Here is a 26051-nt window from a genome sequence, read left to right on the forward strand (position 1 = left end):
GCGCCAGCGTTGCACGGCTGCCAAGCTCGCCTACACTTGGCAATTTTTTCAGCGCTGCTGCTGCGGCGCGCTGCCACCCATGAAAGGAGACCGACTGTGCAAAGAGAAGTCAACGTCGTTTTGGCCGCTGGCCAGGAGTTCCGCCTGCCGGCGCATCAGGAGCTTTCGCCCCAGGAGGCGCGGCAGTGGCTGGACGCGCAGTTCGTCGAACTTGACTGCGAGCCCATGCGCGCCAGCGGCAAGGTGCTGATCGCCGACAAGGTGCTGGCCATTGCCGCCACGGCCGGCGCTTCCTTGCTGCGCGACCCGGCCTGGAGCGAGCGCTTCGCCGCCGCCACCATCGCGGCGTTGGGCAAGCCGGCCATCAAGGTGGACATTCCGGCCATGTCGGTGAACTTCTGAACAGGCTCTGAAACCGTCTGCCCAGCCGCTGGGCAGACCCAAGGGGCAGGCCCTTGCGCGCGCTCTGGGTAGAATCCGCCCATTGCCGCCGCCCAGGTGGCGCTTTCTATTTGCGCACCGCCCCCATGAACACGATTGCCGAACAACCCGTGAGCAGCGCCAAGGCCGCCGACAAGGCGCGGCGCGAAGCCATCAAGCTGGAAAAGCGCCTGTGCCGCGAGGTGGGCCGCGCCATCCTGGACTTCAACATGATCGAGGAGGGCGATAAGGTCATGGTCTGCATGTCCGGCGGCAAGGACAGCTACACCCTGCTGGACATTCTGCGCCGCCTGCAAAAGCGCGCCCCGGTGCGCTTTTCGCTGGTGGCCGTGAACCTGGATCAGAAGCAGCCGGGCTTTCCCGATCACGTACTGCCCGAGTACCTGCGCGCTCAAGGGGTGGACTTCCACATCGAGACGCAGGACACCTACAGCGTGGTCAAGCGCGTCATCCCCGAGGGCAAGACCACCTGCGGCCTGTGCAGCCGCCTGCGCCGCGCCATCCTCTACAGCGTGGCCGAGCGCCTGGGCTGCACCAAGATCGCGCTGGGCCACCACCGCGACGACATCCTGCAGACGCTGATGCTGAACATGTTCTTCGGCGGGCGCATGAAGGGCATGCCGCCCAAACTGGTCAGCGACGATGGCAAGCACGTGGTGATCCGCCCGCTGGCCTACATCCCGGAAAAAGACACGCGCCAGTGGGCCGAGTATCAACAGTTCCCCATCATCCCCTGCAACCTTTGCGGCAGCCAGGACAATCTGCAGCGCCAGATCGTGGGCGACATGCTGCGCGACTGGGACCGGCAATACCCCGGCCGCCTGGAGAGCATGTTCCGCGCCATGCAGCACGTCGTCACCACGCACATGATGGACCCCAAGCTGCACGACTTTCGCCATGCCAGGGCCACCGGCGTGGCCAGCCCCGAGGGCGACACCGCCTTCGACCCCGACACCTTCACTGAAACCTTTGCCCCTGCGGCTGCGGGCGACACGTTGGGCATCCGCGTCAGCGTCGCCCCTGCAGCCCCAGCGGCGTCCCAAGCGGAGGCCTGGACGGCATGTTCCTCCTGAAAAGCCTTGTTGCGTGGCGCGCCCCCCGGCGCGCCGGCGCGGCGCTGGCGGCGGCCATGCTGGCGGTCAGCGCCCTGGCGTTGGGCGGCTGTGCCAGCACGCGCGTGATCGATCAGGAAGTGCGCGCCTATTCCACGCTGGCGGCCATGCCCCAGCCGGCCAGCTACCGCATCGAGCGCCTGCCCTCGCAGCAGCAGGACACGCCCTACCGCCGCATGATCGAGCGCCAAGCCACAGAGGCGCTGGCGCGCGTAGGCCTGCAGCGCGACGATGCGCACGGCGCGCTGCGCCTGGAGCTGGGCGCGCACTCGCAGCGCTACCTGCCCGACTGGCCCCATTACGGCCCAGGCTGGCCCGACCCCTGGGGCTGGTGGCCCGGCCCGCTGTGGGGCGGCTATGGCTATTACGGCAGCTGGCGCGAGCGCCCGCCCACGCTGTACCTGCGCGAAGTGCGCCTGCTGCTGCGCGATGCCCAGGGCCGCGTGGTCTATGAAAGCAGCGCGCGCTACGACGACATCTGGCGCGACGACGAGGCCATCTTCCGCTCGCTGTTCGATGCCGCGCTCGATGGCTTTCCCACGCCGCCCGAAGGGCCGCGCCGCATCCGCCGCGAGCTGGCGCCGTGATCGCGCCCGAACAGGCCAGCGCCGCTGCCGATGATTTCGACTTGCCGGGCGGGCAGCGCAGCACCCGCCTGACCCTGATCCGGCATGGCCAGACGGCCTGGAATCAGGACGGTCGCATCCAGGGCCACATCGACATTGCACTCAACGCCCATGGCCTGCGCCAGGCACAGGCCATGGCGCAGGCGCTGGCCGATGAGGCCGACATCGCCTGCATCTACAGCAGCGATCTGGCGCGCGCCTGGCAGACGGCCCAGGCCCTGCAGGCGCGGCTGGGCAAGCCGCTGCAGGCCGAGGAAGGCCTGCGCGAGCGCTGCTTTGGCCAGTTGCAAGGCCTGAGCGTGGCGCAAATCTGCGCGCAAGACCCGCAGCGCGCCCGCGCCTTCCAGAGCCGCGACCCCGACTACCAGCCGCCACAAGGCGAATCGCTGCGCCAGTTCGCACAGCGCGCCTGGGCCTGCGTCGCCCGCCTGGCCGCAGCCCATGCCGGCCAGCACATCGCGCTGGTCACGCATGGCGGGGTACTCGATGCGCTGTACCGCCAGGCCACCGGCCTGGATTTGCAGGCCGCGCGCAGTTGGAGCATCGAAAACACCTCCATCCACCGCCTGCTGTGGACGCCGCAAGGCCTGCGCCTGCTGGCCTGGGGCGACGTGGCGCATCTGGATGAGCTGCCTGCACCGCAGCCAGGGCCGCAGGCCGCGAGCACTCAGCACTTCGTTTGACCCCTCCCCCAACCAGAGGCGCTCAAGGCTTGGGCGGCGGGATAATGCGCTTTGGCTGCGTCGCCGTGTGGCGACGCCGTGTTCAACACGACATTTCCATTCACCACCCACACAGAAAGCAGCTTTCATGGCCGAGACCTCCAAAGCCGGTGCAGCCCAGCGCGCCGTCGCCAGCCCCAAGAAAACCCCCGCAACCCGCAAGGCCAGCCTGGGCGACGTGGCCCCGACCAGCAGCCGCAAAGCCACGGCCGAGCACGTGGCCGGCAAGGCCGCGCAGGCGCGCCATGTCGAGCTGGCCGAGGCGGCCACCACCATCATCGGCGGCACCAGCCCGATCGAGCAGCGCGCCCATGCGCTTCGCGCGCTGATCGACGGCGCTTCTCAGGACGACCGCGAAGCCCTGCGCAAGGCCCTGCTGGCCAAGAGCGGCAAGGGCTCGGCCGACAAGCCCAACCCGGATGAGGAGCTCTCCGAGGGCTGGCGCGATGGCGCCTACCCCTACAAAAACCTGCTGCGCCGCAGCGTTTACGAGAAAGACAAATTCAAGCTGCAGGTCGAGCTGCTCAAGCTGCAGGCCTGGGTCAAGGAAACGGGCCAGCGCGTGGTCATCCTGTTCGAAGGCCGTGACGCAGCCGGCAAGGGCGGCACCATCAAGCGCTTCATGGAGCACCTCAACCCGCGCGGCGCGCGCGTGGTGGCGCTGGAAAAGCCCACCGACACCGAGCGCGGCCAGTGGTACTTCCAGCGCTACGTGCAGCACCTGCCCACTGCCGGCGAGATCGTGCTGTTTGACCGCAGCTGGTACAACCGCGCCGGCGTCGAGCGCGTCATGGGCTTTTGCAGCGAGAAGGAATACCAGGACTTCATGCGCCAGGCGCCCGAGTTCGAGCGCCACCTGGTCAGCAGCGGCGTGCACCTGATCAAGTTCTGGTTCAGCGTCAGCCAGGCCGAGCAGCGCCGTCGCTTCAAGGAGCGCGAAGGCCACCCGCTCAAGCAGTGGAAGCTCAGCCCCATCGACAAGGCCAGCCTGGACAAGTGGGACGACTACACCCGCGCCAAGGAAGCGATGTTCTTCGAAACCGACACCGCCGACAGCCCCTGGACGGTGGTCAAGAGCGATTGCAAGAAGCGCGCGCGCCTGAACGCCATGCGCTACGTGCTGCACAAGCTGCCCTACACCGGCAAGAGCCTGGAGCAAATCGGCAAGCTCGACCCGCTGATCGTCGGCCGCGCCCACGTGGTCTACGAGCGCGGCGAAAAGCCCAGCGCGCTGCTGTGACCCAGTTCCAGACATGCCATGAGCGAACAGTTTTTTCAGCAGCCCATTCTCAACTCACCCTATGCCTACCCCGCCCGGCACTGGGCGCTGGACGAGGCCGGGCAGCCCACCGGGCAGGTCATCGACAGCCGCCGCCGCGCGGACTTCATCACCCCCATTCCCAGGCCGCGCAAGGCGCGTGGCGCGCAGTCTGAACTGGCGCTGGGCAGCCAGCACGGCAGCGACAACCAGCTCTACCACAGAGACCTTATCAATGCCGTGCGGCAGGAGGTGGATGCCTGGCGCCAGTTGCCGCCCTCGCAGTGGCGGGTCACGTCGGAAACCGCGCGCCTGCTGCAACACTGGCGCACGCATGACTTTGCCGGTGTGCGCCCGTTTTTCTGCCAGGTCGAGGCTGCCGAAACCGCCATCTGGCTGACCGAGGTGGCGCCGCAACTGGGCCAGCGCGGCCAGCGTTTTCTGGAGCACCTTGCCAAAGTCAACGATGACGCCAACCCCGGCCTGATGCGGCTGGCGCTCAAGCTCGCCACCGGTGCGGGCAAGACCACTGTTATGGCGATGCTGATTGCCTGGCAAACCGTCAACGCCGTGCGCCATCCGCGCAACAAGAAGTTCACCCGCGGCTTTTTGCTCGTGGCTCCGGGCCTGACCATCCGCGACCGCCTGCGTGTGCTCCTGCCCAACGATCCGGACAGCTATTACGCCAGCCGCGAGATCGTGCCGCGCGACATGCTGGCCGACTTGGACAGGGCCAAGATCGTCATCACCAACTACCACGCCTTCAAGCGGCGCGAGCGCATGGAAATATCCAAAGGCGGCCGCCGCCTGCTGCAAGGGCGCGCCGGCAGCGCGCCGGACACGCTGGAAACCGAAGGCCAGATGCTCCAGCGCGTCATGCCAGCCTTGATGGGCATGAAAAACATCCTCGTGCTCAACGACGAGGCCCACCACTGCTACCGCGAAAAGCCCGCGTCTGATGAGGATTACATCGACGGCAAGGGCAACCCGCTCACAGGCGATGACCTCAAGGCGGCCAAGGAACATGCCCAAAGCGAAAACGAAGCCGCCCGCCTGTGGATTTCCGGCCTTGAAACCGTGCAGCGTCATTTGGGTGTGCAGCGCGTCATTGACCTCTCGGCCACGCCGTTCTTTCTGGCCGGCTCCGGCTATGCCGAAGGCACGCTGTTTCCGTGGACGATGAGCGATTTTTCGCTGATGGATGCCATCGAATGCGGCATCGTCAAACTGCCGCGTGTGCCGGTGGTGGACAACATCCCCGGTGCGGAAATGCCCATCTACCGCGAACTGTGGAAGCACATCGGCAAGAAAATGCCCAAAAAAGGCCGCGGCAAGGGCGGCGCGCTGGATCCGCACGCCATCCCTGTGGAGCTGCAAACCGCTCTGGAGGCGCTGTACGGCCACTACGTGCAAACCTTCGATGCCTGGAAAAAGGCTGGCATCAAAGTGCCGCCCTGCTTCATCGTGGTGTGCAACAACACTGCCACCTCCAAGCTGGTGTACGACTACATCGCTGGCTTCGAGCGCACCGATGACGACGGCAACACCACCCCCATCCCTGGCCGCTTGGAGCTGTTCCGCAACCACGATGACTACGGCAACCCGCTGGCGCGTCCCAATACCCTGCTGATCGACAGCGAGCAACTGGAATCGGGCGAGGCGTTGGACGACAACTTCCGCCGCATGGCCGGCGATGAAATCGAGCGCTTTCGGCGTGAAATCATCGAACGCACCGGCGATCGCACCCGTGCCGACGACCTGAGCGACCAGGACCTGCTGCGCGAAGTCATGAACACCGTCGGAAAACCCGGCCGGCTGGGCGAATCCATCCGCTGCGTGGTGTCGGTGTCCATGCTCACCGAGGGCTGGGACGCCAACACCGTTACCCACATCCTTGGCGTGCGTGCCTTTGGCACCCAGCTCTTGTGCGAGCAGGTCATCGGCCGCGCGCTGCGCCGCCAGTCCTACGAACTCAATGCCCAGGGGCTGTTTGACGTGGAATACGCCGACGTCTTCGGCATCCCCTTCGACTTCACTGCCAAGCCTGTCGTCACCGCCCCACCCACGCCGCGCGAAACCGTCACCGTCAAGGCGCTGCGACCCGAGCGCGACCATTTGGAAATCCGCTTCCCGCGCGTGCTGGGCTACCGCGTCGAGCGGCCGCAAGCCGGATTGCAGGCGCGCTTTGAACCCGAGCACCACATGACGCTCACCCCCGACATGGGCGGCCCCACGCAAACCCAGAACGCCGGCATCATCGGTGAGGCCGTCAACCTTACCTTGCAGCACCTGGGCGATGTGCGCCAGTCCACCCTGCTGATGGAGCTGACGCGCCACCTGATCCAGCACTGGCGCGAGCCGGGGCAGGAGCCGCCCATCCACCTGTTCGGGCAGCTCAAACGCATCGTTCGTCAATGGCTGGAAAGCTGCCTGCATTGCGATGGCGACACTCATCCGGCGCAACTCATGTACGGCGAACTGACCGAAAAAGCCTGCCAGAAAATCACCGCCGCCATCACCCGCGAGGCGCTGGAAAACGGCGCGCAAATCAAGGCCATCCTCGACCCTTACAACCCCACCGGCAGCACCGCGCACGTGCGCTTTGCCACCGCGCGCGAAGGCCGCTTTGAAACCCTGGGCCCGCCGCCCAAGAACCACGTCAACTGGGTCGTCACCGACAGCGACTGGGAAGCCGAGTTTTGCCGCGTGGCCGAGCAACACCCGCGCGTGATCGCCTACACCAAAAACCACAACCTGGGGCTGGAAGTGCCCTACCAGTTCGGCCCGGACAACCGCCTGTACCGGCCCGACTTCATCGTGTTGGTGGACGACGGCCACGGCACAGACGACCCGCTATACCTCATCGTCGAAATCAAGGGCTACCGCCGCGAGGATGCCGACTTCAAGAAAGCCGCCATGCAAAGTTACTGGCTGCCCGCCGTCAATCACCTGGGCACCCACGGGCGCTGGGCCTTTGCCGAATTTGGCGACGTGTACGAAATGCAAAGCGACTTTGCCCAGAAAGTGCAGGCCGAGTTTGACAAGATGCTGCAAGCCGCTGGAGAAAAGCCATGAAAACCGACCTCATCCATAGCCTCACGCACAGTTTTGAAGCCCATGCGCACCAAACTGAATCTGGTGTGGAGTTCTGGCTGGCGCGCGATTTGCAGCACCTGTTGGGCTACAGCAAGTGGGACAACTTCGTCAACGTGATCAACAAAGCCAAAACTGCGTGCGAAGTCTCGGGGCATGACATTGCCGACCATTTTGCCGACGTCGGGAAGATGGTCGGTCTTGGCTCCGGCAGCCAGCGCGAGGTGGATGACATCATGCTCACCCGCTACGCCTGCTACCTGCTCGCGCAAAACGGCGACCCGCGCAAGCAGGAAATTGCCTTTGCGCAAACCTACTTCGCCCTGCAGACTCGCCGTGCTGAGCTGATTGAGCAGCGTCTGCTGGAGAACGAGCGCTTGCAGGCGCGCCAGAAGCTGGTTGAGACCGAAAAAGAGCTCTCCAGTGTCATCTATCAGCAAACCGGTGGCAATCAGGACTTCGCACTGATCCGCAGCAAGGGAGACCATGCCCTGTTTGGTGTCAACACGCAGGGCATGAAAAGTCGCTGGAAGGTGCCAGCCAATCGCCCATTGGCAGACTTCGCCCCCACCCTGATTCTGAAGGCCAAGGACTTTGCCGCCGAGATCACCATCCACAACGCCCGGCAGCACCAGATGCGGACCGAAACGGCTATCTCCAGCGAGCATGTCACCAACAACAAGGCCGTGCGCAAGACATTGCTTGATCGCGGAATCCAGCCGGAAAATTTGCCGCCCGCCGAGGACATTAAAAAGGTTGAGCGTCGCCTGGCTTCGGAAAACCGCAAATCGCTGGCCAAGCCCGATGCGCTGGATGACAACTGAGATGTTGGAACAGCCTTGACTTGCAGCCACGCCAAGTTAGGGCAAATGCAAAAACCTTAACTTGCCCGCCTGCTAAGTTAAGGCAAACGCGTTTCCCTTAACTTAGCTGCCTTCCTGATTAAAGATCACCACTCCTCATGGCCCGTCAACCCAAGTCCACCGGCGCATCCCAAGCCGCGAGCAAAGCCTCTCAAAAACCCCCCATCGGCGTGGAAGACCTCGTCCACGCCACGGCCACGCGCAAGAACATCCCCACCGCCGAGCACCAATCCATCATGGACGCGACGCAGCGCGCGCCCAGGCAGGCCCGCTACCCGCGCGCCAATGCGCAGTGGCTGGAGGCGCTGTGCGCCCTGCACGAAACCAACGGGAGCGGAGCGGACGAAGCCATGCTGCCGCCCCAGCCGCGCCTCAACCGCGAGCTGGACCCGCAGCTCATCTGGCGCGGCAAGGACCAGCAGGATTGGAGCGATCTGGTGGTCAACGCCCCGCCGCTGTACATCCAGGAAAAGGTCAAGCCCAAGGCCCTGATCGACGACCTGCGTCGCCTGAGCCAGACGGCCGACAACAGCGCCGCCAGCGCTGACATGCAACAGGCCGAGCTGTTTGGCGACTTCAACGGCCTGCCCGAAGGCGCCGAGCGCACCGACTTCTACCAGCACGAAGGCCACTGGCAAAACCGCCTGATTCTGGGCGACAGCCTGCAAGTGATGGCATCGCTGGCCGAGCGCGAGGGCCTGCGCGGCAAGGTGCAATGCATTTATTTCGACCCGCCCTACGGCATCAAATTCAACAGCAACTTCCAGTGGAGCACCACCAGCCGCGACGTGAAAGACGGCAACGCCAGCCACATCACCCGCGAGCCGGAGCAGGTCAAGGCCTTCCGCGACACCTGGCGCGACGGCATCCACTCGTATTTGAGCTATCTGCGCGACCGCCTGATGGTGGCGCGCGATTTGTTGAGCGACACCGGCTCCATATTCGTGCAGATTGGCGATGAAAACGTGCACCGCGTGCGGGCGGTGATGGATGAGGTGTTTGGGGAGGGGAATTTTGTTTCTCAAATAGGTGTCGCAAAAACCACTGGATCAACAGATGACTACCTGGGGCAGACAACAGATTACTTGATTTGGTATGCGAAGAGTAAACGGCAAGTAAAATTTAGAAAATCATTAAAAATAAAAAAGCCCGGAGAAAAGGGAGGGACAAACTACAATCGCCTCAGGAATGGTTTTGGCGAAAGTTTTTCACTGACGGATGAATTACTGAGCGATGAACGGGTAAATTCGGGAGATTTGAAAATATATTCACTCGATAACCTTACATCGCAAAGCGCAGGAAGGGATAAAGGGGAAGGAGCCGCTTCATGGTTTGGTGTTAGTTTGGGCGGGAAAACATATAAGCCTTCGCTAACCGTTCGATGGAAAACAAATGAAGAAGGCATGTCTCGCTTAAAGATTGCGGGCCGCCTGGAGGCTACAGCAAGCAGGATTGGTTACGTTAGATATTTGGATGATTTTCCGGCTGTTCAAATAAATAATCGTTGGGATGACGTTGGCGCAAGCTTTATGTCTGACAAAATTTATGTTGTTCAGACCTCGCAATCAGTCATCCAACGCTGCCTCCTGATGGCCTCTGACCCCGGCGATCTGGTGCTTGACCCCACCTGCGGCAGCGGCACCACCGCCTATGTGGCCGAGCAATGGGGGCGGCGCTGGATCACCATCGACACCTCGCGCGTGGCGCTGGCCTTGGCGCGGGCGCGCATCATGGGCGCGCGCTATCCGTACTACCTGCTGGCCGACAGCCGCGAGGGGCAGTTGAAAGAGGCCGAAATCAGCCAACGTGCCCCGTCCAACCAGCCCGCCTACGGCAATATCGCCCACGGCTTTGTCTGCCAGCGCGTGCCGCATATCACGCTCAAAGCCATCGCCAACAATGCCGAGATCGACGTGATCTGGGACCAATACGAGGCCGCGCTGGCCCCGCTGCGCGCGCAATTGACAGACGTTTTGCCCAAAGGCTGGCTGGCCGCGCATCGCAAAGCGCAAAAATACACTGCCGAAGTGCCCGCCGACATTCAGGAATGGGAGGTGCCGCGCGACTGCCCCGACAGCTGGCCGGCATCGGCACGCGCCCTGCATGAGGCGTTCTGGCAACAGCGCATCGCAAGGCAAAAAGACATCGACGCCAGCATTGCCGCCAAGGCCGATTTTGAAACCCTGTACGACAAGCCCTATGAAGACAAAAAGCGCGTGCGCGTGGCCGGGCCGTTTACCGTGGAATCGCTCAATCCGCACCGCGAGCTGGGCGTGGATGAAGAAGACCGCCTGATTGACCCCGTGGAAGCAAGCCGCGCCGAATACGGGCAAGACTTTGCCGGTTTGATTCTGGAAAACCTGCGCAGCGCCGGCGTGCAGCAGGCGCACAAGTCGGGCAAGATCGCATTCACCGCGCTCACCCCCTGGCCGGGGCAGATGGTCTGCGCCGAAGGGCGCTATGACGACGAAACCGGCGCCAGCAAGCGGGCGGGCATCTTCATCGGCCCGGAATTTGGCACCGTCACCCGCGTGGACCTGGCCGACGCCGCGCGCGAGGCGGGCGAAGCCGGTTTCGACGTGCTGATCGCCTGTGCCTTCAACTACGACGCGCAGGCCAGCGAGTTCGACAAACTCGGCCGCGTGCGCGTGCTCAAGGCCCGCATGAACGCCGACCTGCACATGGCCGAAGACCTGAAAAACACCGGCAAGGGCAATCTGTTCGTGATCTTCGGCGAGCCGGATGTGGATGTGCAGGATACGCAAGGCCGCAGCATCCGCCGCTACGACGGCCAGCAGGACATCATCGACCTGCCCGCAGGCGAGGAACTGGTGGTGAAAATCCGCGGCGTGGACGTGTTCGACCCCGCCAGCGGCGAAGTGCGCAGCGACAGCGCCGACGGCATTGCCTGCTGGTTTCTGGACACCAACTACAACGAAGAATCCTTCTTCGTGCGCCACGCCTACTTCCTCGGCGCGGGCGACCCCTACAAGGCCCTGAAAACCACCCTCAAGGCCGACATCAACCCCGAAGCCTGGGCCAGCCTCAATTCCGACACCTCCCGCCCCTTCCCCCGGCCCGAGACCGGCCGCTTTGCCGTCAAGGTTATCAACCATTTGGGCGATGAGGTGATGAAGGTGTTCAAGGTGGGATGAGGTTCTAGCCAGTTCTAGCAGAAAGTTGCTAGAACTGGCTAGAACTAACTAGGTGTTCACACAAGTGGATAAGCCCCAAGGAGCTGCATATGCAAACCGACTTGAAAGAAGCGTTCGCAATACCCCGATTCACCGGAGCGCGATTTGATGCGCACACGCTTCCGGTGGATGTGGCGCGCGACTTGGCCGCTTACGAGGCGCTGATCGTGGACTTGGCAAAGCATTTGTATTTGCAAGCCAACCCAAAAAGAAAACGCGTGCCGCGCGGATTTTCGGATAATTTCCGACTGGATATAGAAAGAATAGAAAAAGGCAGCACAAAGCCACATTTGGTTGCCATGGCGGTAGCGGGCGGACTGTTTGGTTATCTGGGTGAAGCCCAAGGATATTTTGGGCAGGCGCGCGATCTGGTGGCTGAATGTATTGCGGCCCCTGCCAACGCATTGCCCGAGAGTTTTCCAAAAGAGCTGCTGAGTCACTTCAACCAGCTGGGACGTTCACTGCGTGAGGGTGAAGCAATGGAGCTGCCGCGCCGCCACAGGCAAGATGGTGCAGTCTTAACACCGACAAAGCGAAAAGAACTGGTATTGGCAGCTGAAAAAACCTACGAAAAAGAAGCAAAGCTGTCGGGCGTTATTATGGAAGTGGACTGGGCCAAGTCCACCTTCAGACTGCATCTGATCGATGGTGGCCAGTGTACTGTGACCATGCCGGAATCAACTCGGGAAACGGTGAGAAAATTTGGCGGGCGTGAACGTCATCAGGTGGTTCTTAAAGGGGTTGCCGCCTATGACTCCTGGGATCGCTTGAAAAGCGTGATCACCGTCGATTCTCTTGAAGTCATTAAAAATCATGCGATTTCATCGCGCCTGGACGAAATAGCGAAACTGGAAGATGGCTGGTTTGAAGGCGGCGGATTTTCCCTGAATAAAGAGTATTTGGAACAGATTGCCGATCACTTGGCGGATTACCCTGATGATGTGCCTTTGCCACTGATTGTCCCGACACAAGACGGCAATCTGCTGTTGGAGTGGCAGGCGAAAGGCTTCCCGTCGTTAGATATTGATCTTGCCAACATGCAGGCGAGTTTCCATGTATTTGACGAGACTGGCGAGGACGTTGAGAGAGACTTTGATTTGAAGGGTGAAGATGATTGGAGATTGCTTTTCCGATTCCTTGGCGAACACATCAAAGGGGAGTTGGCATGAATGATCAAACCCTGTTTTTTCGCCAAGTAAATCCTAATTTTTTGGTTGAGGGCGTGCTAACAAGTCAAGCTTTCACACCTTTCCCAAAAGATCAAGGCGGTCTTTCAGTCTACGATGGAGATCAGGTGTCGCCGCAAGAGGCTTATCGGCATTACACCGAGGAGCAGCATTTGCTATCCGCAGGCGTCTGGGGCGTTTCGGGTGAGGAGGTGAAGTCCCTTGACTTGAGCTATTGCGCTGATCCTGTTGAGGGCAATTCGGCGCATGCCCTGATTGAATTTGGCCAGCGCACGAATAAAGAGTGCAGAAAACTTGCCAAGCGGCTCGTGGAATATGCCTTAAGCCGTGGACGGCTTTATCCCAAAGAGTAAACCCATGCACTTCCGCATTGCCGACACCTTTACCGCCAGCCTGGCGCGCTTGACCCGCGACGAGCAAAAGCTGGTCAAGACCACCGCCTTTGACCTGCAAATGGATCCCAGCGGCAAGGGGCACAGTTTCCACAAGCTCGATCGCGCGAAGGATCCCAATTTCTGGTCGGTGCGGGTTAGCCGCGACATTCGCTTGATCGTGCACCGCATGGTCAGCAGCCTGCTGCTGTGCTACGTCGATCACCACGACAAGGCCTACCAGTGGGCCGAGCGGCGCAAGCTACAAACGCATCCCGCCACGGGCGCGGCGCAACTGGTGGAAATTCGCGAAAGCGTGCAGGAGGTGGCGCCGCCGCGTCGTGCCGAAGCCAGCACCGATGCCAACGCGGGAGGAGGTGCGGCGGCCAGCGTGGCCATCGCGCCGCCGGTATCCGCTGCCACGGTCACGCCCGCTGCCGCTGGCCCGGCGCTGTTTGCCGCTTACAGCGACGATGCGCTGCTGGCCTATGGCGTGCCGTTGGAATGGCTGGACGATGTGCGCACCGCCGATGAGGACGGGCTGCTGGAGCTGGTCACGCATCTACCGGCCGAGGCCGGCGAGGCTTTGCTGGAGCTGGCCACGGGTGGCACACCCACGCTGCCCGTGCCTGCTGACGCCGATGCCGATCCCTTCCTGCATCCGGATGCGCAGCGGCGCTTCCGCACGCTGGACAATGCCGAGGAGCTGGCACAGGCGCTGGAATACCCGTGGGACAAGTGGACGGTGTTCCTGCATCCGGCGCAGCGGCAGATGGTGGCGCGCGATTACAACGGCCCGGCGCGGGTGTCCGGCTCGGCCGGCACGGGCAAGACGGTGGTGGCGCTGCACCGGGCGGCGCATCTGGCGCGTCAAGACGAGGATGCTCGGGTGTGGCTCACCACCTTTTCCGCCCCGCTGGCGAAAGTGCTGCAAGGCGCGTTGTTTCGCCTGCTTTGCAACACGCCGCGCGTGGCCGAGCGCATCGACGTGGCGTCGATGGACGCCATGGCGTTGCGCCTGTACCGGGGGCAGTTCGGTAAGCCGTCCAAGCTGGCCGACCAAGCGCAGATCGCCGCCTGGCTGCAAGAAGCGGCGGCCACGGTAGCTGGCCTGAAGCAAGGTCAGGCGTTTTTGCTGGCCGAGTGGCAGGAGGTGGTGGATGCCTGGCAGATCAACCACTGGGAGGCCTACCGCGATGCCAAGCGGCTGGGCCGCAGAACCCGCCTGCCCGAAGCGCAACGGGCCTTGTGCTGGCAGGTGTTTGAACAGGTGCAGGCACGGCTGGAACAGGCCGGGCAACTGACTTGGGCGGGCCTGTTTCGGCAACTGGCCGAGGCCATACCTGAGCGAGCGCATCCGGTGTTCAGCCACATTGTGGTGGACGAGGCGCAGGACATTGGCGTGCAGCAACTGCGCTTTCTGGCCGCGCTGGCCGGGGACCGGCCCAATGCGCTGTTCTTTGCTGGCGATCTGGGCCAGCGCATCTTCCAACAACCGTTTTCGTGGAAGTCGCAGGGGGTGGACATCAGCGGACGCTCGCGCATGCTCACCATCAACTACCGCACCTCGCACCAGATCCGCGCCCAGGCCGACCGCCTGCTGGGGCCGGAAGTGTCCGATCTGGACGGCAATGTGGAAACCCGCAAGGGCACGATCTCGGTGTTCAACGGCCCCGCGCCCGTCATCCGCAGCTACCCCAGCGCCGAGGCTGAAAGCCGCGCTGTGGGGCAGTGGTTGCGGCAGTGCGCCGAGCAAGGCATGCAGGCGCATGAAATGGCGGTGTTCGTGCGCTCCCAGGCTGAAATGCCGCGTGCGCAAGCGGCTGTGGCCGCCGCTGGCCTTGCCGCCAAGGTGCTGGACCAGCACATGGCGACCGAGGAAGGCTGCGTCAGCCTGGCCACCATGCACCTGGCCAAGGGCATGGAGTTTCGAGCCGTGGCAGTGATGGCCTGTGACGATGAAGTCATCCCCTCCCAAGCGCGCATCAACACCGCCGCCGACGAAGTGGCGCTGGGCGAGATCTACGACACCGAGCGCCACCTGCTCTACGTGGCCTGTACCCGGGCGCGCGACTTTTTGCATGTCTCGGCGGTGGCGCCGGAATCGGAGTTTTTGCAGGATTTGCTGTTGCGGAACAATCGTTGAAAAGCAGCTTCAGGGCCTGTACTCATACTCAGCTGCCGCGCTGCCAGCACCATTGCAGCAGCGTGCGCGCGGCTTGCCAGCCGTGCATGCGCCCCAGCGGGGCGGCGCTGGCGATGTCGATTTTCAGCAATTGGCCGCCGTGCTGGCCGTGCAGCTGCGTCAGCAGGGCCTGGGTCTGCAGCGTCACGGCGTTGACCACCAGTCGGCAGCTGGGCGGCAGCTGCGCCTGCAGCCAGGCGAACAGCGCAGCATCAAAGCCCCCACCGACGAACACCGCCTGCGGCGTGGGCAAGGGCGGCGCGCCATCCTGCGGCTGCAGGGCATCGGGCGCCTTGCCCTGCAGCACCTGCAGGCGCTGTTGCAGGCCAAAGCGCTGGGCATTGGCGCGGATGTTGGCAGCGCGCGCGGGCAGGGCTTCGATGCTGGTGGCGCTGCCGCCAGCCAGGCACCATTCCACCGCCACGGCGCCCGAGCCGCCGCCGATGTCCCACAGATGCGCGCCGCGCACCGGCGCCAGCGCGGCCAGCGTCAGCGCGCGCACCGGGGCCTTGCTGATCTGGCCGTCGTGGGCGAACCAGTGCTCGCTGCGGCCGGGCACGGCGGGCAGGGCGCAGCCGCCGGCGGCGCGCAGCGCCACGGCCACCGGGGCCTGGGCCGGCTCGGCCTGCAACGCGGCAATGGCCTGCTGCGCCGCAGGCCAGTGGCGGCAGCGCGCCTGCGGCCCGCCCAGGGCTTGCAGCACCCAGTAAGGGCTGGCGCCCCAGCCTTCGGCCTGCAGCCATTGCGCCAGCGCCAGCGCCGCCGCGCCGTCGCGCAGCAGCGCAATGCACTGGCGGCCCGGCGCCAGCAGCGGCAGCAGTTGCTGGTGCGCGCTGGCGTGCAGGCCCAGGCAGTCGGTGTGCTCCAGCCGCCAGCCCAGCTGCGCGGCCACCAGCGAGAATGTGGGGCTTTGGCCCAGGCTGCGCCATTCGTGCGGCGCCAGGTGCTCGGCCAGGCTGCCGCCGGCGCCGAACCAAAATGGGTCGCCCGAGACCAGCGCCAGGACCTGTTGCCGGCCGCGCAGCGCCAGCAGCTCGTCGAGGGCGAAGGGCACGGGCCAGGGCTTACCGCGCCCGTTCGGCTGTAGCGCCACCTGGGCCAGCGCGAGGTGGCGCGGCGCGCCAAAGACGGTCTGGGCCTGGGCCAGCGCCTGCTGCGCGGCCGGGCACAGGCCTTGCAGGCCGTCCTCGTGCAGGCCCACCAGAGTCAACCAAGGAGAGTCAATGGAATCGGCCATGATGCATGTGCTCCTGCTGGGCGGCACCAGCGGCGCCAGTGCGCTGGCGCAGCGGTTGCACGCCAGCGGCATTGCGGCGCTGTTTTCTTACGCGGGCGCCACGCGCGCGCCGCTGGCCCAGCCGCTGCCCACGCGCTGCGGCGGCTTTGGCGGGGCCGAGGGGCTGGCGCAATTCATCCGCGCCCAGGGCATCAGCCATGTGGTCGATGCCACGCACCCGTTTGCCGCGCAGATGAGCCGCAATGCCTGCGCGGCCTGCGCCGCCACGGGCACGCCGCTGCTGGCACTGGAGCGCGCGCCTTGGCGGCCGCAGCCGGGCGATGCCTGGATCGAGGTGCCGGACATGGCCGCCGCCGCGCAGGCCCTGCCCGCTGCAGCTGCGCGGGTCTTCCTGGCCATTGGCCGCAAGCAGCTGGCGGCCTTTGCGGCCAAGCCGCAGCATTTTTATTTGCTGCGCCTGGTCGATGCCCCGCAGCCGGGCAGCCTGCCGCTGCCGCACGCCCAGGTGGTGCTGGGGCGCGGGCCGTTCAGCGCCGAGCAGGATTTGCAGCTGCTGCGCGCGCACGGCATCGGCTGGGTGGTGGCCAAGAACGCCGGCGGCGATGCCACGCGCGGCAAGCTGGATGCGGCGCGCGCGCTGGGCCTGCCGGTGGTGATGGTGCAGCGCCCGGCACTGCCCGAGCGCGCGCGCACCGAGCAGGTGGAGGCGGTGCTGCACTGGCTGGCTCATGGCGCGCTGCCTGCGAGCGGGGCGGAGGGCTGATCGGCTGGCTGATTGGCGCTTTGGCCGGGCGCGCCGGGGTAGTGGCGCGGCGTGTAGATCCAGTGCCGCTGCGCTGCGCCGATGCGGCGCGTCTGGCTGTTGCCCACCAGCACCACGGTGCGCATGTCGGCCATTTCCGGCTCGGCCTGCTGCAATGGGCAGCAAAGCAATTGCTCATCGGGCGTGCACACGGCGCGCGCGAAGATCAGCAGGCGCTCGGGCTCGCAGTGCGCGCGCAGCAGTTGCAGCAGCCGCACAAAGCCCTCGGGGCGGCTGCGTGAGCGCGGGTTGTACAGCGCCAGCGCAAAGTCCGCCTGCAATGCCAGGCGCACGCGCTGCTCGATCACAGCCCAGGGCTTGAGGTTGTCCGACAGGTTGATGCAGCAAAAATCATGGCCCAGCGGCGCGCCGGCGCGCGCGGCGGCGGCCAGCATGGCGGTGATGCCGGGCAGTACCTCGATGTGTAGCGCCAGCCACTGCGCGCGCTCGGGCGCGGCGGCGCATTCGATGGCCTCGAACACCGCCGAAGCCATGGCGAACACGCCTGGATCGCCTGAGGACACCACGGCCACCTGCCGGCCCTGGGCGGCCAGCGCCAGCGCATGGCGTGCGCGGGCCAGCTCCTCGCGGTTGTCGCTGGCGTGCCAGGCTGGGGTCTGTGCGCCGGGCTGGGCCTGCAGCAGTTGGCGCGCCCGCTGCACATAGGGCAGGTAGCCCACCACGTCGCTGGCGGCCTGCAGCGCTTGCAGCGCCGCGCCCGTGGTATGGGCCGCATCGCCCGGGCCCAGGCCAACGATGCACAGGCGGCCTGTAGCAGCCGCAGCGGCAGCGGCTGCCGCGCCGTTGTTGCAGCCGTGGTCGTTGCTGGCGTTGGCGTTGTTCAGCATGGCGCGGCCTCCGGCCGGCGGCCCTGGCCGTGCACCAGCACGATGGCGAAGTAGGGGCAGGCGTCGCCGGGCACATCGCTCAGCCGCGCCACCTGCTGATTGGCCATGGTGCCGTGCTGCACCAGCCAGGCATCGCTCAGGCGGCCGGCGCGCGCCAGCGCGCGGCGGATGCGCGGCAGGTTGCGGCCGACCTTCATCACCACCAGCGCCTCAGCGCCGCGCATGCGCCGCGCCAGCTCGTCTTCGGGCAGGGTGCCGGCCAGCACGGCCAGGGCGTCGTCGCCCCAGGTCATGGGCTGGCCCGTGGCGTGCCAGCAGCCCACCATGCCGGGGATGCCGGGCACGACCTGCAGCGCCACGTCGCCGCGCGCGCGCAGCCGCGTGTACAGGTGCATGAAGGAGCCGTAGAAGAACGGGTCGCCCTCGCACAGCACCACCACCTGCGCATCGCGCGCCAGCTGCGCCAGGCGCTGGCACCAGTGGTCGTAAAAGCTGGCCAGCGCTTGCGTGTAGGCTGGGCTGTGCAGCGCAATTTCAGTGGTGACGGGGTACTCCATCGGGTACTCCTGCACGCCGGGCGCCAGCAGACCTTGAACGATTTGGCGCGCCTGGCCGGGGCGGCCCTTTTTGCGGAAGTAGGCCACGTGCTGGGCCTGGCACACCAGGCGCTGGGCCTTGACGCTCATCAGCTCCGGGTCGCCCGGGCCCAGACCGACGCAGACCACGCCCGGCGCGGCGGCAGGCAGCGGCTTACTCTGCATGGCTGGCCAGGGCATTGATGGCGGCCACGGTGACGGCCGAGCCGCCCAGCCGGCCGCGCACCACCAGCGCGGGCGCAGGCAGCTCTTGCAGCAGCGCCTGCTTGGATTCGGCCGCGCCGACGAAGCCCACCGGGCAGCCGATGATGGCCGCCGGGCGCGGGCAGCCGGGCTGCTGCAGCATGTTCAGCAGGTGGAACAAGGCCGTGGGCGCATTGCCGATGGCCACTACCGCGCCGGCCAGCTGCGGCCGCCACAGCTCCAATGCTGCGGCGCTGCGCGTGGTGCCCAGACGCTGGGCCAGTTCGGCCACGCCGGGCTCGTGCAGCGTGCAGACGATGCGGTTGGAAGCTGGAAGGCGTGCGCGCGTGATGCCTTCGCTGACCATGCGCGCATCGCACAGGATAGGCGCGCCGGCCTGCAGCGCCTGCCGCGCGGCGCGCGCCATGCCGGGGGAGAACTGCACCTGCTCGGCCAACTCGACCAGGCCTGCGGCATGCACCATGCGCACCACCACGGGCTCTTCGTCGGCGTCGAAGCGGCTCAGCTGCGCCTCGCTGCGGATGATGGCAAAGGACTGCCGGTAGATGGCGGCGCCGTCGGTTTCGTAGATGTGCGGCATGGGGAGCCTGAATCGGAATCTTGCTGGAAAAACAGGGCGCTATTGTCGCGCAGCGCCGCTGTATCCATCGGCTGGCCGGGCGCTTGCGCGGCCCCTTGGGGCAGCAGGGCAAAGCGGCTCTGGCCTGAGCCTTGCACGGCGCGCAGCGTGAGCGCGGCCTGCTTGGGGCGGGCGCAGTCCTTGGCGCAGCCGCTGACGTGCAGGTGCCGGCCCGGCGGCACCTGCGGCGCCAGCGCCAGCGCCAGCGGCTGGGTGGGGGCCAGGGCCTGCCGGCAACCTGGCGCCCCGGCGCAGGCCGAGACGCGCAGGCGGGCATCGCCTGCATGGCCGATCCAGTGACGGGCGTCATCCAGCCCGGCCAGGCGCAGCCAGTGCGCGCTGGGCGGCTGCGCCGCCTCGATCAACAGCATGCGCCATGGCGTGATGCGCAGCATGGGCGCGCCCGCGCTGGCGGCTGTTGCCAGCAGGGGCAGGGCCTGGGCCAGGCGCGAGAGCGCCAGCGCGTCGATGCGCCCCAGCGGCGCGGCCAGCAAAAGGCCGTGGCCGGGCAGCCAGCCCGGCTTGGGCGGAGCTGCAGGCGCCGTGGTCTGTGCATTGCTCGGTGCGGTGTTCAGCGCTGAGGGCGGCGGCAATTGCACCGCCAGCGGCAGCGGCCAGGGCGGCAGGCGCTGGCCGTGGCGGGCTTGCCAGTGCGCCAGCAGGCTGGCCATGCGGCCGGGGTGCTGTCCCTGGGCGCGGCGCTGCTGGGCCTGGGCCGCACACCATTGCGCCAACACCAGGGCGCTGTCCAGTGCGGCGGCGGCATTGGGCGCGGTCAGCGCCCAGGGCTGGCCGTCGATTTGCAGCCACCAGGCGGCCTCGCGCTGGCCGGGCGCGGGCGCCAGGCGCAGCAATTGCAGGTCGCCCGGCAGCGCCGCCGAGCCGGCCCTGCCGCCTGCCGGGGCATGGCCGATGGCCCAGCCGAACTTGGCTGGCAGCCCATCGAGGCCGGGGCTGTGCGCCAGCGCCTGCTGCAGGGCCTGGGCCATGGCCAGCAGGCCGTCGCCGGGCTGCCACAGCGGGTCAATGACGAGGTTGCGCAGGCGCTCCTGGCGCGCATCGGCATCGAGCAGTCCGGCTCCGGCCAGGGCGCGCAACACGGCCGGATGGCGCGCGGCCTGCAGGCCGCGCAACTGCAGGTTGGCGCGGCGCGAGAGCTCAATCACGCCCGCGCCGTGCGACTGGGCCAGACGCGCCAGGCGCAGGCCCTGGCGCGCGCTCAGGCGGCCCAGTGGCGGGCGCACGCGCAGCACCAGCCCGTCGCCACTGGCCATGGGTTGCCAGGCGCCTGGGCACCAGCCGCGCACGACCGCAGAGCCTGGCGGCGCCAAGGTGGGGTTCAGCGCTGGCGCACCATCCATGTGAACACCCCCAGCGCCAGCAGGGTGTAGGCCACGGCCGGGGCGGCTGCCGTGGGCAGCGGCGGCCAGCCGCGCAGATTGCCCATGTAGCCCAGCACGTTGTTGAGCATCAAATAGCTGATGCCCACCAGGATGCCGATGAACATGTAGCCGACGATGCCGCCGGAGCGAAAGTGCAGGTAGGCAAAGGGCAGGGCCAGCACCACCATCACCAGGCAACCCAGCGGGTAGAACACTTTGCGCCACAGCTCCAGCTCGAAGCGCTGGGTGGATTGGTCGTTGGCGCGCAGGTGGCGCACGTAGTCCAGCAACTGCATGGTGGACATGCCATCGGACTTGAGGATGGCGGCATTGACCATGGCGCTGGTGATGCCGGTGGGCCAGGCCAGCTCGTCATGCCGCTGCACTTGCATGGGGGTGAGCGAGGCATCCAGGCTGCCGTCGGCCTGCAGCGTTGGCGTGTCGGTCTGCGCGGGCAGGGTTTCCTCCTGCGCCTGCTGCAGTTGCCAGAGGCCGGGGCGCACCTGGGCGCTGCTGGCGTGGATCTGGCGGCTGAGGCGGCCATCGGCGGCGAACTCGAAGATGCGAATGCCCTGCATCTGCTGACCATCGGCCTGCAGCGCCGTGACGCTGACGATGCGTGAGCCATCGCTGTGGCGCTCGCGCAGCCAGGCGCCCGCGCCGCCGCCAGCGACGATGCGCCCGCCCAGGTGCTGCGCGCGCAGCAGCTGCGCCGAGCGCTCGGCCCAGGGGGCGATGTAGTCGCCCATGACAAAGGTCACGGCGGTGAACAGCAGGCCCACGCCCAGCAGAATGCCCAGCGCCTGGCCCGGCCCCAGACCGCCGGTGCGCAGGATGGTGAACTGTGAGGTCTTGGCGTAGCGCGCCATCACGAACACGGTGCCGATCAGCACGCAGATGGGCAGCAGCTCATAAACGTGCATCGGCGCGGAGAACGCCATGTGCGTGAGCGCCTGCAGCATGCCGTAGCTGCTTTGCACGCCGCTGCGACTGACAAAGCGGCTTTCGCTGATTAGGTCAAAAAACAGCAACAGCGCCAAAAAGGCGGCGGTGGTCATCGCCACGGTGGCGATGATCTCCTTTTGCAGCATGCGGGTAACGATCTTCATGCCATGGCCTCCCGGCGGCGCCACAGTTGCTGCACCGACCACTGCGCATTGCGCGCCCATAGCCAGCAAATGCCAATCAACAACACGCTGCCGTGCAACCCCAGCAGCCAGACGCCGCCGTGTATGCTGCCGCGCGCCACCCAGTTCTGCCCCAGCGTGAGCAGGTTGAAATAGACCACGAATACCAGCAGCGCTGTGACGATGTGGCCCATGCGGCCCGAGCGCGGGTTGCTGCTGGTCAGCGCCAGCGCCAGCAGCACGTAGTTGATGGCCGCCAGCACCAAGCCAGCGCGCCAGACCAGCTCAGCTGTGTAGGCGCGGCGCAGTTGCTGGGCCTCGTGCGCGCTGGGCGGCGGGGCATCGGGCCCGGCCAGTGACACGGGCGGGGCCGCGCCGCGAATGCGCGCCAGCAGCTCCAGCGTGGGGGTGGAGCGGATCGTGGCCTGCGCCGTGCCGATCGGGTCGCGCTGCAGCAGCGCCTCGTACTGTGCGAACTCGGCCACGCGCAGCGCCGGGCGCTGGCCGCGCAGCTGCTCGGTGCGTTGGCCAGTCTCCAGCACGATGCGGCTCTGGCCCTGGCCTTGCACCAGACTGGCGTGGCGCGCCGTGGTCACGGCGCTGTGCTCCTCGCCCTGCTGGGCGAAGAAAATCTGCCGCGCCTGCTCCAGCGAGCTGCTGTCGCGATCGACGAAGAACACGCTCTCGCCGTTGGAGGAAATCTGAAACTCACCGGGCGCAATGCGGTCCAGATCGCTGCGCTGCTGGAACTGGTGGCGCAAATCCAGAATGCGCGCCTGCGACCAGGGCCAGCCCAGCAGCGAGAGCGCAGCAATGGCCAGCAACAGCGGCCAGGCAAAACGCAGCAGCGGTGCGAGAAAACCAGCCAGCCCCTGGCCGCTGGCGAACCAGATCACCATCTCGCTGTCCTGATACATGCGCGCCAGCGTGCCGATGATGGCCACAAACAGGCTCAGGCTGAGCACGATGGGCATGTAGCCCAAAACGGTGTAGCCCATCACCAGCATAATGTCGGACGGACTGACCGAGCCCTTGCTGGCCTGGCCCAAAGTGCGAATCAGCATCAGCGTGACGACCACGGTCAACAGCACCGTCAGCGTCCCCAGAAAAGTGCGCGACAAATCCTTGCGCAAGGCGGCATCGAACAGCATGGCTCAGGACGGAATGAGAAAACTCTCGAACAAGGCAACGATTGGAGAAAGACACGCCATGGCGATGACGCTGGAATTGAAGACCCTGAGCCTGCAAAGCGCAGCCCAGGAAAAGGCCGACCTGTTGCTGGTGCTGGTGCCCCAGGCCGAGGCTGGGCAGCAGCAGGAGCCAAAGACCCAGGCGGCAGAAAACGAAGGCGCTGCAGCGTTGCGGCAATTGCTGCAGCAAGCGCAGCAAAGCGGCGATTTCGAGCCGGCCAAGCTTGGCAACCAACTGGCGCTCTACAGTGTCGCACAAGTCGCTGCGCGCAAAGTCCTGCTGCTGGGCGTGGCCCAGGCTAGGCCCGCACAGCTGTGCAAGGCCATTGAAGGCGTGGCGGCGCAGCTGCGCCAAAAAGGCGTGAAGAAAGCCGTGGTGCTGGCGTTGGGCGATGCCGCGCAGGACGATGCCGCCGTGCAGGCCCTGGCGCGGGCCCTGAGCGCGGCCGCCTACTGCTACCGCCATACCAAGCCCAGCAAGCCTGAAGTGTCGCTGCAGAAAATCGTGCTCGGCGTGGCCAGCAAGGCCCGCGCCCAAGCCGCGTTCGAACAGGCGCTGGGCGTGGCCGCCGGCATCGCGCTGGCGCGCGAGCTGGGCAATTTGCCAGCCAATCACGCCACACCTACGCGCCTGGCGCAGACCGCGCGCGAGTTGGCCAAGGCCAAGGGCATCAGCGTCAAAGTGCATGCGCAGCGTGAGCTCGAACGCCTGAAGATGGGCGCTTTCCTGGCCGTTGCGCAGGGCTCGGCCCAGCCGCCGCAGCTCATCGAGCTGCACTACCAGGGCGCGCCCAAGACGCAGCCGCCAGTGGTGCTGGTGGGCAAGGGCGTGACCTTCGACACCGGCGGCATCTCCATCAAGCCCGCCGCCGGCATGGACGAAATGAAGTTCGACATGTGTGGCGCCGCCAGCGTGTTGGGCGTTTTCCAAGCCTTGGCACGGCTGCAACCGCGCATCAACGTCGTCGGCCTGGTGCCAGCCACGGAGAACATGCCTGGCGGCAAGGCCGTCAAGCCCGGCGACGTGGTCACCAGCATGAGTGGGCAGACCATCGAAGTGCTCAACACCGACGCCGAGGGCCGGCTGATCCTGTGCGATGCGCTGAGCTATGCGGCGCGCTTCAAGCCCAGCGCGGTGATCGACATCGCCACCCTCACCGGCGCCTGCGTGATCGCGCTGGGCGGCGTGCGCAGCGGCGTGTTCGCCAGCGACGACGCGCTGGCCCAGGCCCTGCTGCAGGCTGGCGAGGCTGCCCAGGATCTGGGCTGGCGCATGCCGCTGGACGACGATTACGGCCAGGGCCTCAAGAGTGCCTTTGCCGACATGGCCAACGTCGCTGGGCGCGAAGCCGGGGCGGTGACAGCGGCCAAGTTCCTGCAGAAGTTCGCTGGCGACTGGCCCTGGGCGCACCTGGACATCGCCGGCACAGCCTGGAAAAGCGGCAACGCCAAGGGCGCCACAGGCCGCCCCGTGGGCCTGCTGATGCACTATCTGCTGGGCCTGGCCATGCCCCAGGCAGCCCAGACCGCGCCGCAGCGCAAGCCCGCATCGCCGGGCGGCCAGACCAGCAAGGCCAGCAAGAAAACCGCAGCGCCGCGCAGCAAGGCCCGCACGGCGGCAAAGCGCACATAAACCCGGTGGGCAGGCTTGAATGCCTGCCCAATCCCGCCTTTATGCGTCCGAGTCGCGCAGCCGAGAGGGCGGGGCAGTCCCAAGTCCAAAGTGTGCAGCGCTGCTCTGTACGGTTTCTGAAGGGGCAAGCCTGTCTTGCCCACCGCAAAGATCAAAGACAATAAAAAAGGGGTTGGACTTTCGTCCAACCCCTTTAGGCTTTGGTGGGCGATACTGGGTTCGAACCAGTGACCCCTGCCGTGTGAAGGCAGTGCTCTACCGCTGAGCTAACCGCCCAAAGCATTTGAATTCGTGTGCCCCTCAAGGCAAGCGCGCACTATACCATCTTTTTTCGTGTGTGCCGGGCGCAATGGGCCAAATTGCATGCGGGCCGATAAAAAAATCTGCGCTGGCCCAGGCCAGTGCAGGTTTTTTTGTGCCATGCCGCCAGTGCGTCGGCCTGCGGCATGGCTTGGAGCGGGTGTTACAGCAGGCTCTTGAGCAGCTTGCCCATTTCCGATGGGTTGCGCGTGACCTTGAAGCCACACTCTTCCATCACGGCCAGCTTGGCCTCGGCGGTGTCCTCGCCGCCAGAGATCAGAGCGCCAGCGTGGCCCATGCGCTTGCCCGGAGGGGCGGTCACGCCAGCGATGAAGCCGACCACGGGCTTTTTCATGTGCTCCTTGCACCAGCGCGCGGCTTCGGCCTCGTCGGGGCCGCCGATCTCGCCGATCATGATCACGGCGTCGGTGTCCGGGTCGTCGTTGAAGGCCTTCATCACGTCGATGTGCTTCAGGCCGTTGATCGGGTCGCCGCCAATGCCCACGGCGCTGGATTGGCCGATGCCCAGCTCGGTGAGCTGCGCCACGGCTTCATAGGTCAGCGTGCCCGAGCGCGAGACCACGCCCACGCGGCCTTTCTTGTGGATGTGACCGGGCATGATGCCGATCTTGATCTCGTCGGGCGTGATCAGGCCGGGGCAGTTGGGGCCCAGCAGCAGGGTTTTCTTGCCGCCAGCGGCCTCCTTGGCTTTCATGCGGTTGCGCACTTCCAGCATGTCCTTGACGGGGATGCCTTCGGTGATGCAGATGGCCAGGTCCAGGTCGGCTTCCACGGCTTCCCAAATCGCGGCGGCTGCGCCAGCGGGCGGCACGTAGATCACGCTCACCGTGGCGCCGGTTTCCTTGGCCGCTTCTTTGACGGAGGCGTAGATGGGCACGTCAAAAATCTTCTCGCCGGCCTTTTTGGGGTTGACGCCAGCGACGAAGCAGTTCTTGCCGTTGGCGTATTCGATGCACTTCTCGGTGTGGAACTGGCCGGTCTTGCCGGTGATGCCTTGGGTGATGACTTTGGTGTCTTTGTTGATGTAGATCGACATGGCA

Annotated in this window: 21 protein-coding genes and 1 tRNA gene; 13 read left to right on the forward strand and 9 right to left on the reverse strand. The window is 65.7% G+C overall.

Features of this window, described 5'->3' with window-relative positions; genetic code table 11:
- The first annotated feature begins 96 nt into the window (after window positions 1–96).
- The 11 genes from CLI93_RS08475 to CLI93_RS08520 all read left to right on the forward strand — a co-directional run bounded on the left by CLI93_RS08475 (window position 97) and on the right by CLI93_RS08520 (window position 15013).
- Complete coding sequence (locus CLI93_RS08475) at window positions 97–402, forward strand: hypothetical protein (RefSeq protein ID WP_095543607.1); 306 nt, start codon at window positions 97–99, stop codon at window positions 400–402.
- Between the two features lie 125 nt (window positions 403–527).
- The gene (gene ttcA / locus CLI93_RS08480) at window positions 528–1514 is read left to right on the forward strand and encodes a tRNA 2-thiocytidine(32) synthetase TtcA (RefSeq protein ID WP_095543606.1); all 987 of its coding nucleotides are present in this window, start codon (window positions 528–530) and stop codon (window positions 1512–1514) included.
- Window positions 1502–2140 carry a DUF4136 domain-containing protein gene (locus CLI93_RS08485; protein WP_238945934.1) on the forward strand — a complete coding sequence of 213 codons (639 nt, stop codon included), beginning with the start codon at window positions 1502–1504 and terminating at the stop codon, window positions 2138–2140. The genes ttcA and CLI93_RS08485 overlap by 13 nt, the downstream gene beginning before the upstream one ends.
- Entirely contained in the window at window positions 2137–2862 is a 726-nt protein-coding gene (locus tag CLI93_RS08490) for a histidine phosphatase family protein (RefSeq protein ID WP_420823120.1), read from the forward strand. Before CLI93_RS08485 ends, CLI93_RS08490 begins: the two co-directional genes overlap by 4 nt.
- Before the next feature lie 127 nt (window positions 2863–2989).
- Window positions 2990–4141, forward strand: a complete 1152-nt coding sequence (gene ppk2 / locus CLI93_RS08495; protein ID WP_095543605.1) for a polyphosphate kinase 2 — start codon at window positions 2990–2992, stop codon at window positions 4139–4141.
- Window positions 4142–4159: 18 nt separating this feature from the next.
- On the forward strand, window positions 4160–7234 hold the full coding sequence (locus tag CLI93_RS08500; RefSeq protein WP_095543604.1) for a BPTD_3080 family restriction endonuclease: 3075 nt from the start codon (window positions 4160–4162) through the stop codon (window positions 7232–7234).
- Window positions 7231–8076 carry a DNA damage-inducible protein D gene (gene dinD, locus CLI93_RS08505; RefSeq protein ID WP_095543603.1) on the forward strand — a complete coding sequence of 282 codons (846 nt, stop codon included), beginning with the start codon at window positions 7231–7233 and terminating at the stop codon, window positions 8074–8076. Before CLI93_RS08500 ends, dinD begins: the two co-directional genes overlap by 4 nt.
- Before the next feature lie 137 nt (window positions 8077–8213).
- Window positions 8214–11270, forward strand: coding sequence for a site-specific DNA-methyltransferase (locus CLI93_RS08510; RefSeq protein WP_095543602.1), 3057 nt, complete (start codon window positions 8214–8216; stop codon window positions 11268–11270).
- An 89-nt stretch (window positions 11271–11359) separates the two neighbouring features.
- Window positions 11360–12478, forward strand: coding sequence for a hypothetical protein (locus CLI93_RS08515; protein WP_238945933.1), 1119 nt, complete (start codon window positions 11360–11362; stop codon window positions 12476–12478).
- Window positions 12475–12849, forward strand: a complete 375-nt coding sequence (locus tag CLI93_RS14875) for a hypothetical protein (RefSeq protein WP_124863885.1) — start codon at window positions 12475–12477, stop codon at window positions 12847–12849. The genes CLI93_RS08515 and CLI93_RS14875 overlap by 4 nt, the downstream gene beginning before the upstream one ends.
- 4 nt (window positions 12850–12853) lie before the next feature.
- On the forward strand, window positions 12854–15013 hold the full coding sequence (locus tag CLI93_RS08520) for a UvrD-helicase domain-containing protein (protein WP_095543601.1): 2160 nt from the start codon (window positions 12854–12856) through the stop codon (window positions 15011–15013).
- 28 nt (window positions 15014–15041) lie between these two features.
- On the opposite strand, the gene cbiT is transcribed toward CLI93_RS08520, so the two are convergent.
- A complete protein-coding gene (gene cbiT, locus CLI93_RS08525; protein WP_095995837.1) occupies window positions 15042–16289 on the reverse strand; it encodes a precorrin-6Y C5,15-methyltransferase (decarboxylating) subunit CbiT in 1248 nt (415 codons plus the stop codon).
- Here cbiT and CLI93_RS08530 point away from each other — a divergent pair.
- Window positions 16288–17052 (forward strand): cobalt-precorrin-6A reductase, encoded by a 765-nt coding sequence (locus CLI93_RS08530; protein WP_095543720.1) that lies wholly within the window; start codon window positions 16288–16290, stop codon window positions 17050–17052. The genes cbiT and CLI93_RS08530 overlap by 2 nt on opposite strands.
- Here the strand turns inward: CLI93_RS08530 and cobJ are convergent.
- From cobJ to lptF, 6 genes are read right to left on the reverse strand one after another with little or no spacing between them, the layout of a single operon-like run.
- Window positions 17016–17939, reverse strand: a complete 924-nt coding sequence (cobJ, locus tag CLI93_RS08535; protein WP_095543719.1) for a precorrin-3B C(17)-methyltransferase — start codon at window positions 17937–17939, stop codon at window positions 17016–17018. The two genes, CLI93_RS08530 and cobJ, sit on opposite strands and share 37 nt — an antisense overlap.
- A complete protein-coding gene (locus CLI93_RS08540) occupies window positions 17933–18700 on the reverse strand; it encodes a precorrin-2 C(20)-methyltransferase (RefSeq protein WP_095543718.1) in 768 nt (255 codons plus the stop codon). The genes cobJ and CLI93_RS08540 overlap by 7 nt, the downstream gene beginning before the upstream one ends.
- On the reverse strand, window positions 18690–19319 hold the full coding sequence (locus CLI93_RS08545; protein ID WP_095543717.1) for a precorrin-8X methylmutase: 630 nt from the start codon (window positions 19317–19319) through the stop codon (window positions 18690–18692). The genes CLI93_RS08540 and CLI93_RS08545 overlap by 11 nt, the downstream gene beginning before the upstream one ends.
- Window positions 19241–20719 carry a precorrin-3B synthase gene (locus CLI93_RS08550; RefSeq protein WP_095995838.1) on the reverse strand — a complete coding sequence of 493 codons (1479 nt, stop codon included), beginning with the start codon at window positions 20717–20719 and terminating at the stop codon, window positions 19241–19243. Before CLI93_RS08550 ends, CLI93_RS08545 begins: the two co-directional genes overlap by 79 nt.
- Window positions 20698–21849, reverse strand: coding sequence for an LPS export ABC transporter permease LptG (gene lptG, locus CLI93_RS08555; protein WP_095542293.1), 1152 nt, complete (start codon window positions 21847–21849; stop codon window positions 20698–20700). Before lptG ends, CLI93_RS08550 begins: the two co-directional genes overlap by 22 nt.
- Window positions 21846–23018 carry an LPS export ABC transporter permease LptF gene (gene lptF, locus CLI93_RS08560; RefSeq protein WP_095542292.1) on the reverse strand — a complete coding sequence of 391 codons (1173 nt, stop codon included), beginning with the start codon at window positions 23016–23018 and terminating at the stop codon, window positions 21846–21848. The genes lptG and lptF overlap by 4 nt, the downstream gene beginning before the upstream one ends.
- Window positions 23019–23082: 64 nt before the next feature.
- Here lptF and CLI93_RS08565 point away from each other — a divergent pair, with 64 nt between their 5' ends.
- Window positions 23083–24690 (forward strand): leucyl aminopeptidase, encoded by a 1608-nt coding sequence (locus CLI93_RS08565; protein ID WP_095542291.1) that lies wholly within the window; start codon window positions 23083–23085, stop codon window positions 24688–24690.
- 201 nt (window positions 24691–24891) lie between these two features.
- On the opposite strand, the gene CLI93_RS08570 is transcribed toward CLI93_RS08565, so the two are convergent.
- Both CLI93_RS08570 and sucD read right to left on the reverse strand, forming a co-directional pair.
- Window positions 24892–24966, reverse strand: a tRNA-Val gene (locus tag CLI93_RS08570).
- Between the two features lie 187 nt (window positions 24967–25153).
- Window positions 25154–26047, reverse strand: a complete 894-nt coding sequence (sucD, locus tag CLI93_RS08575) for a succinate--CoA ligase subunit alpha (RefSeq protein ID WP_095539331.1) — start codon at window positions 26045–26047, stop codon at window positions 25154–25156.
- Window positions 26048–26051 lie beyond the last annotated feature (4 nt).

The organism is Vandammella animalimorsus, assembly GCF_002288875.1.
Lineage (GTDB): Bacteria > Pseudomonadota > Gammaproteobacteria > Burkholderiales > Burkholderiaceae_C > Lampropedia > Lampropedia animalimorsus.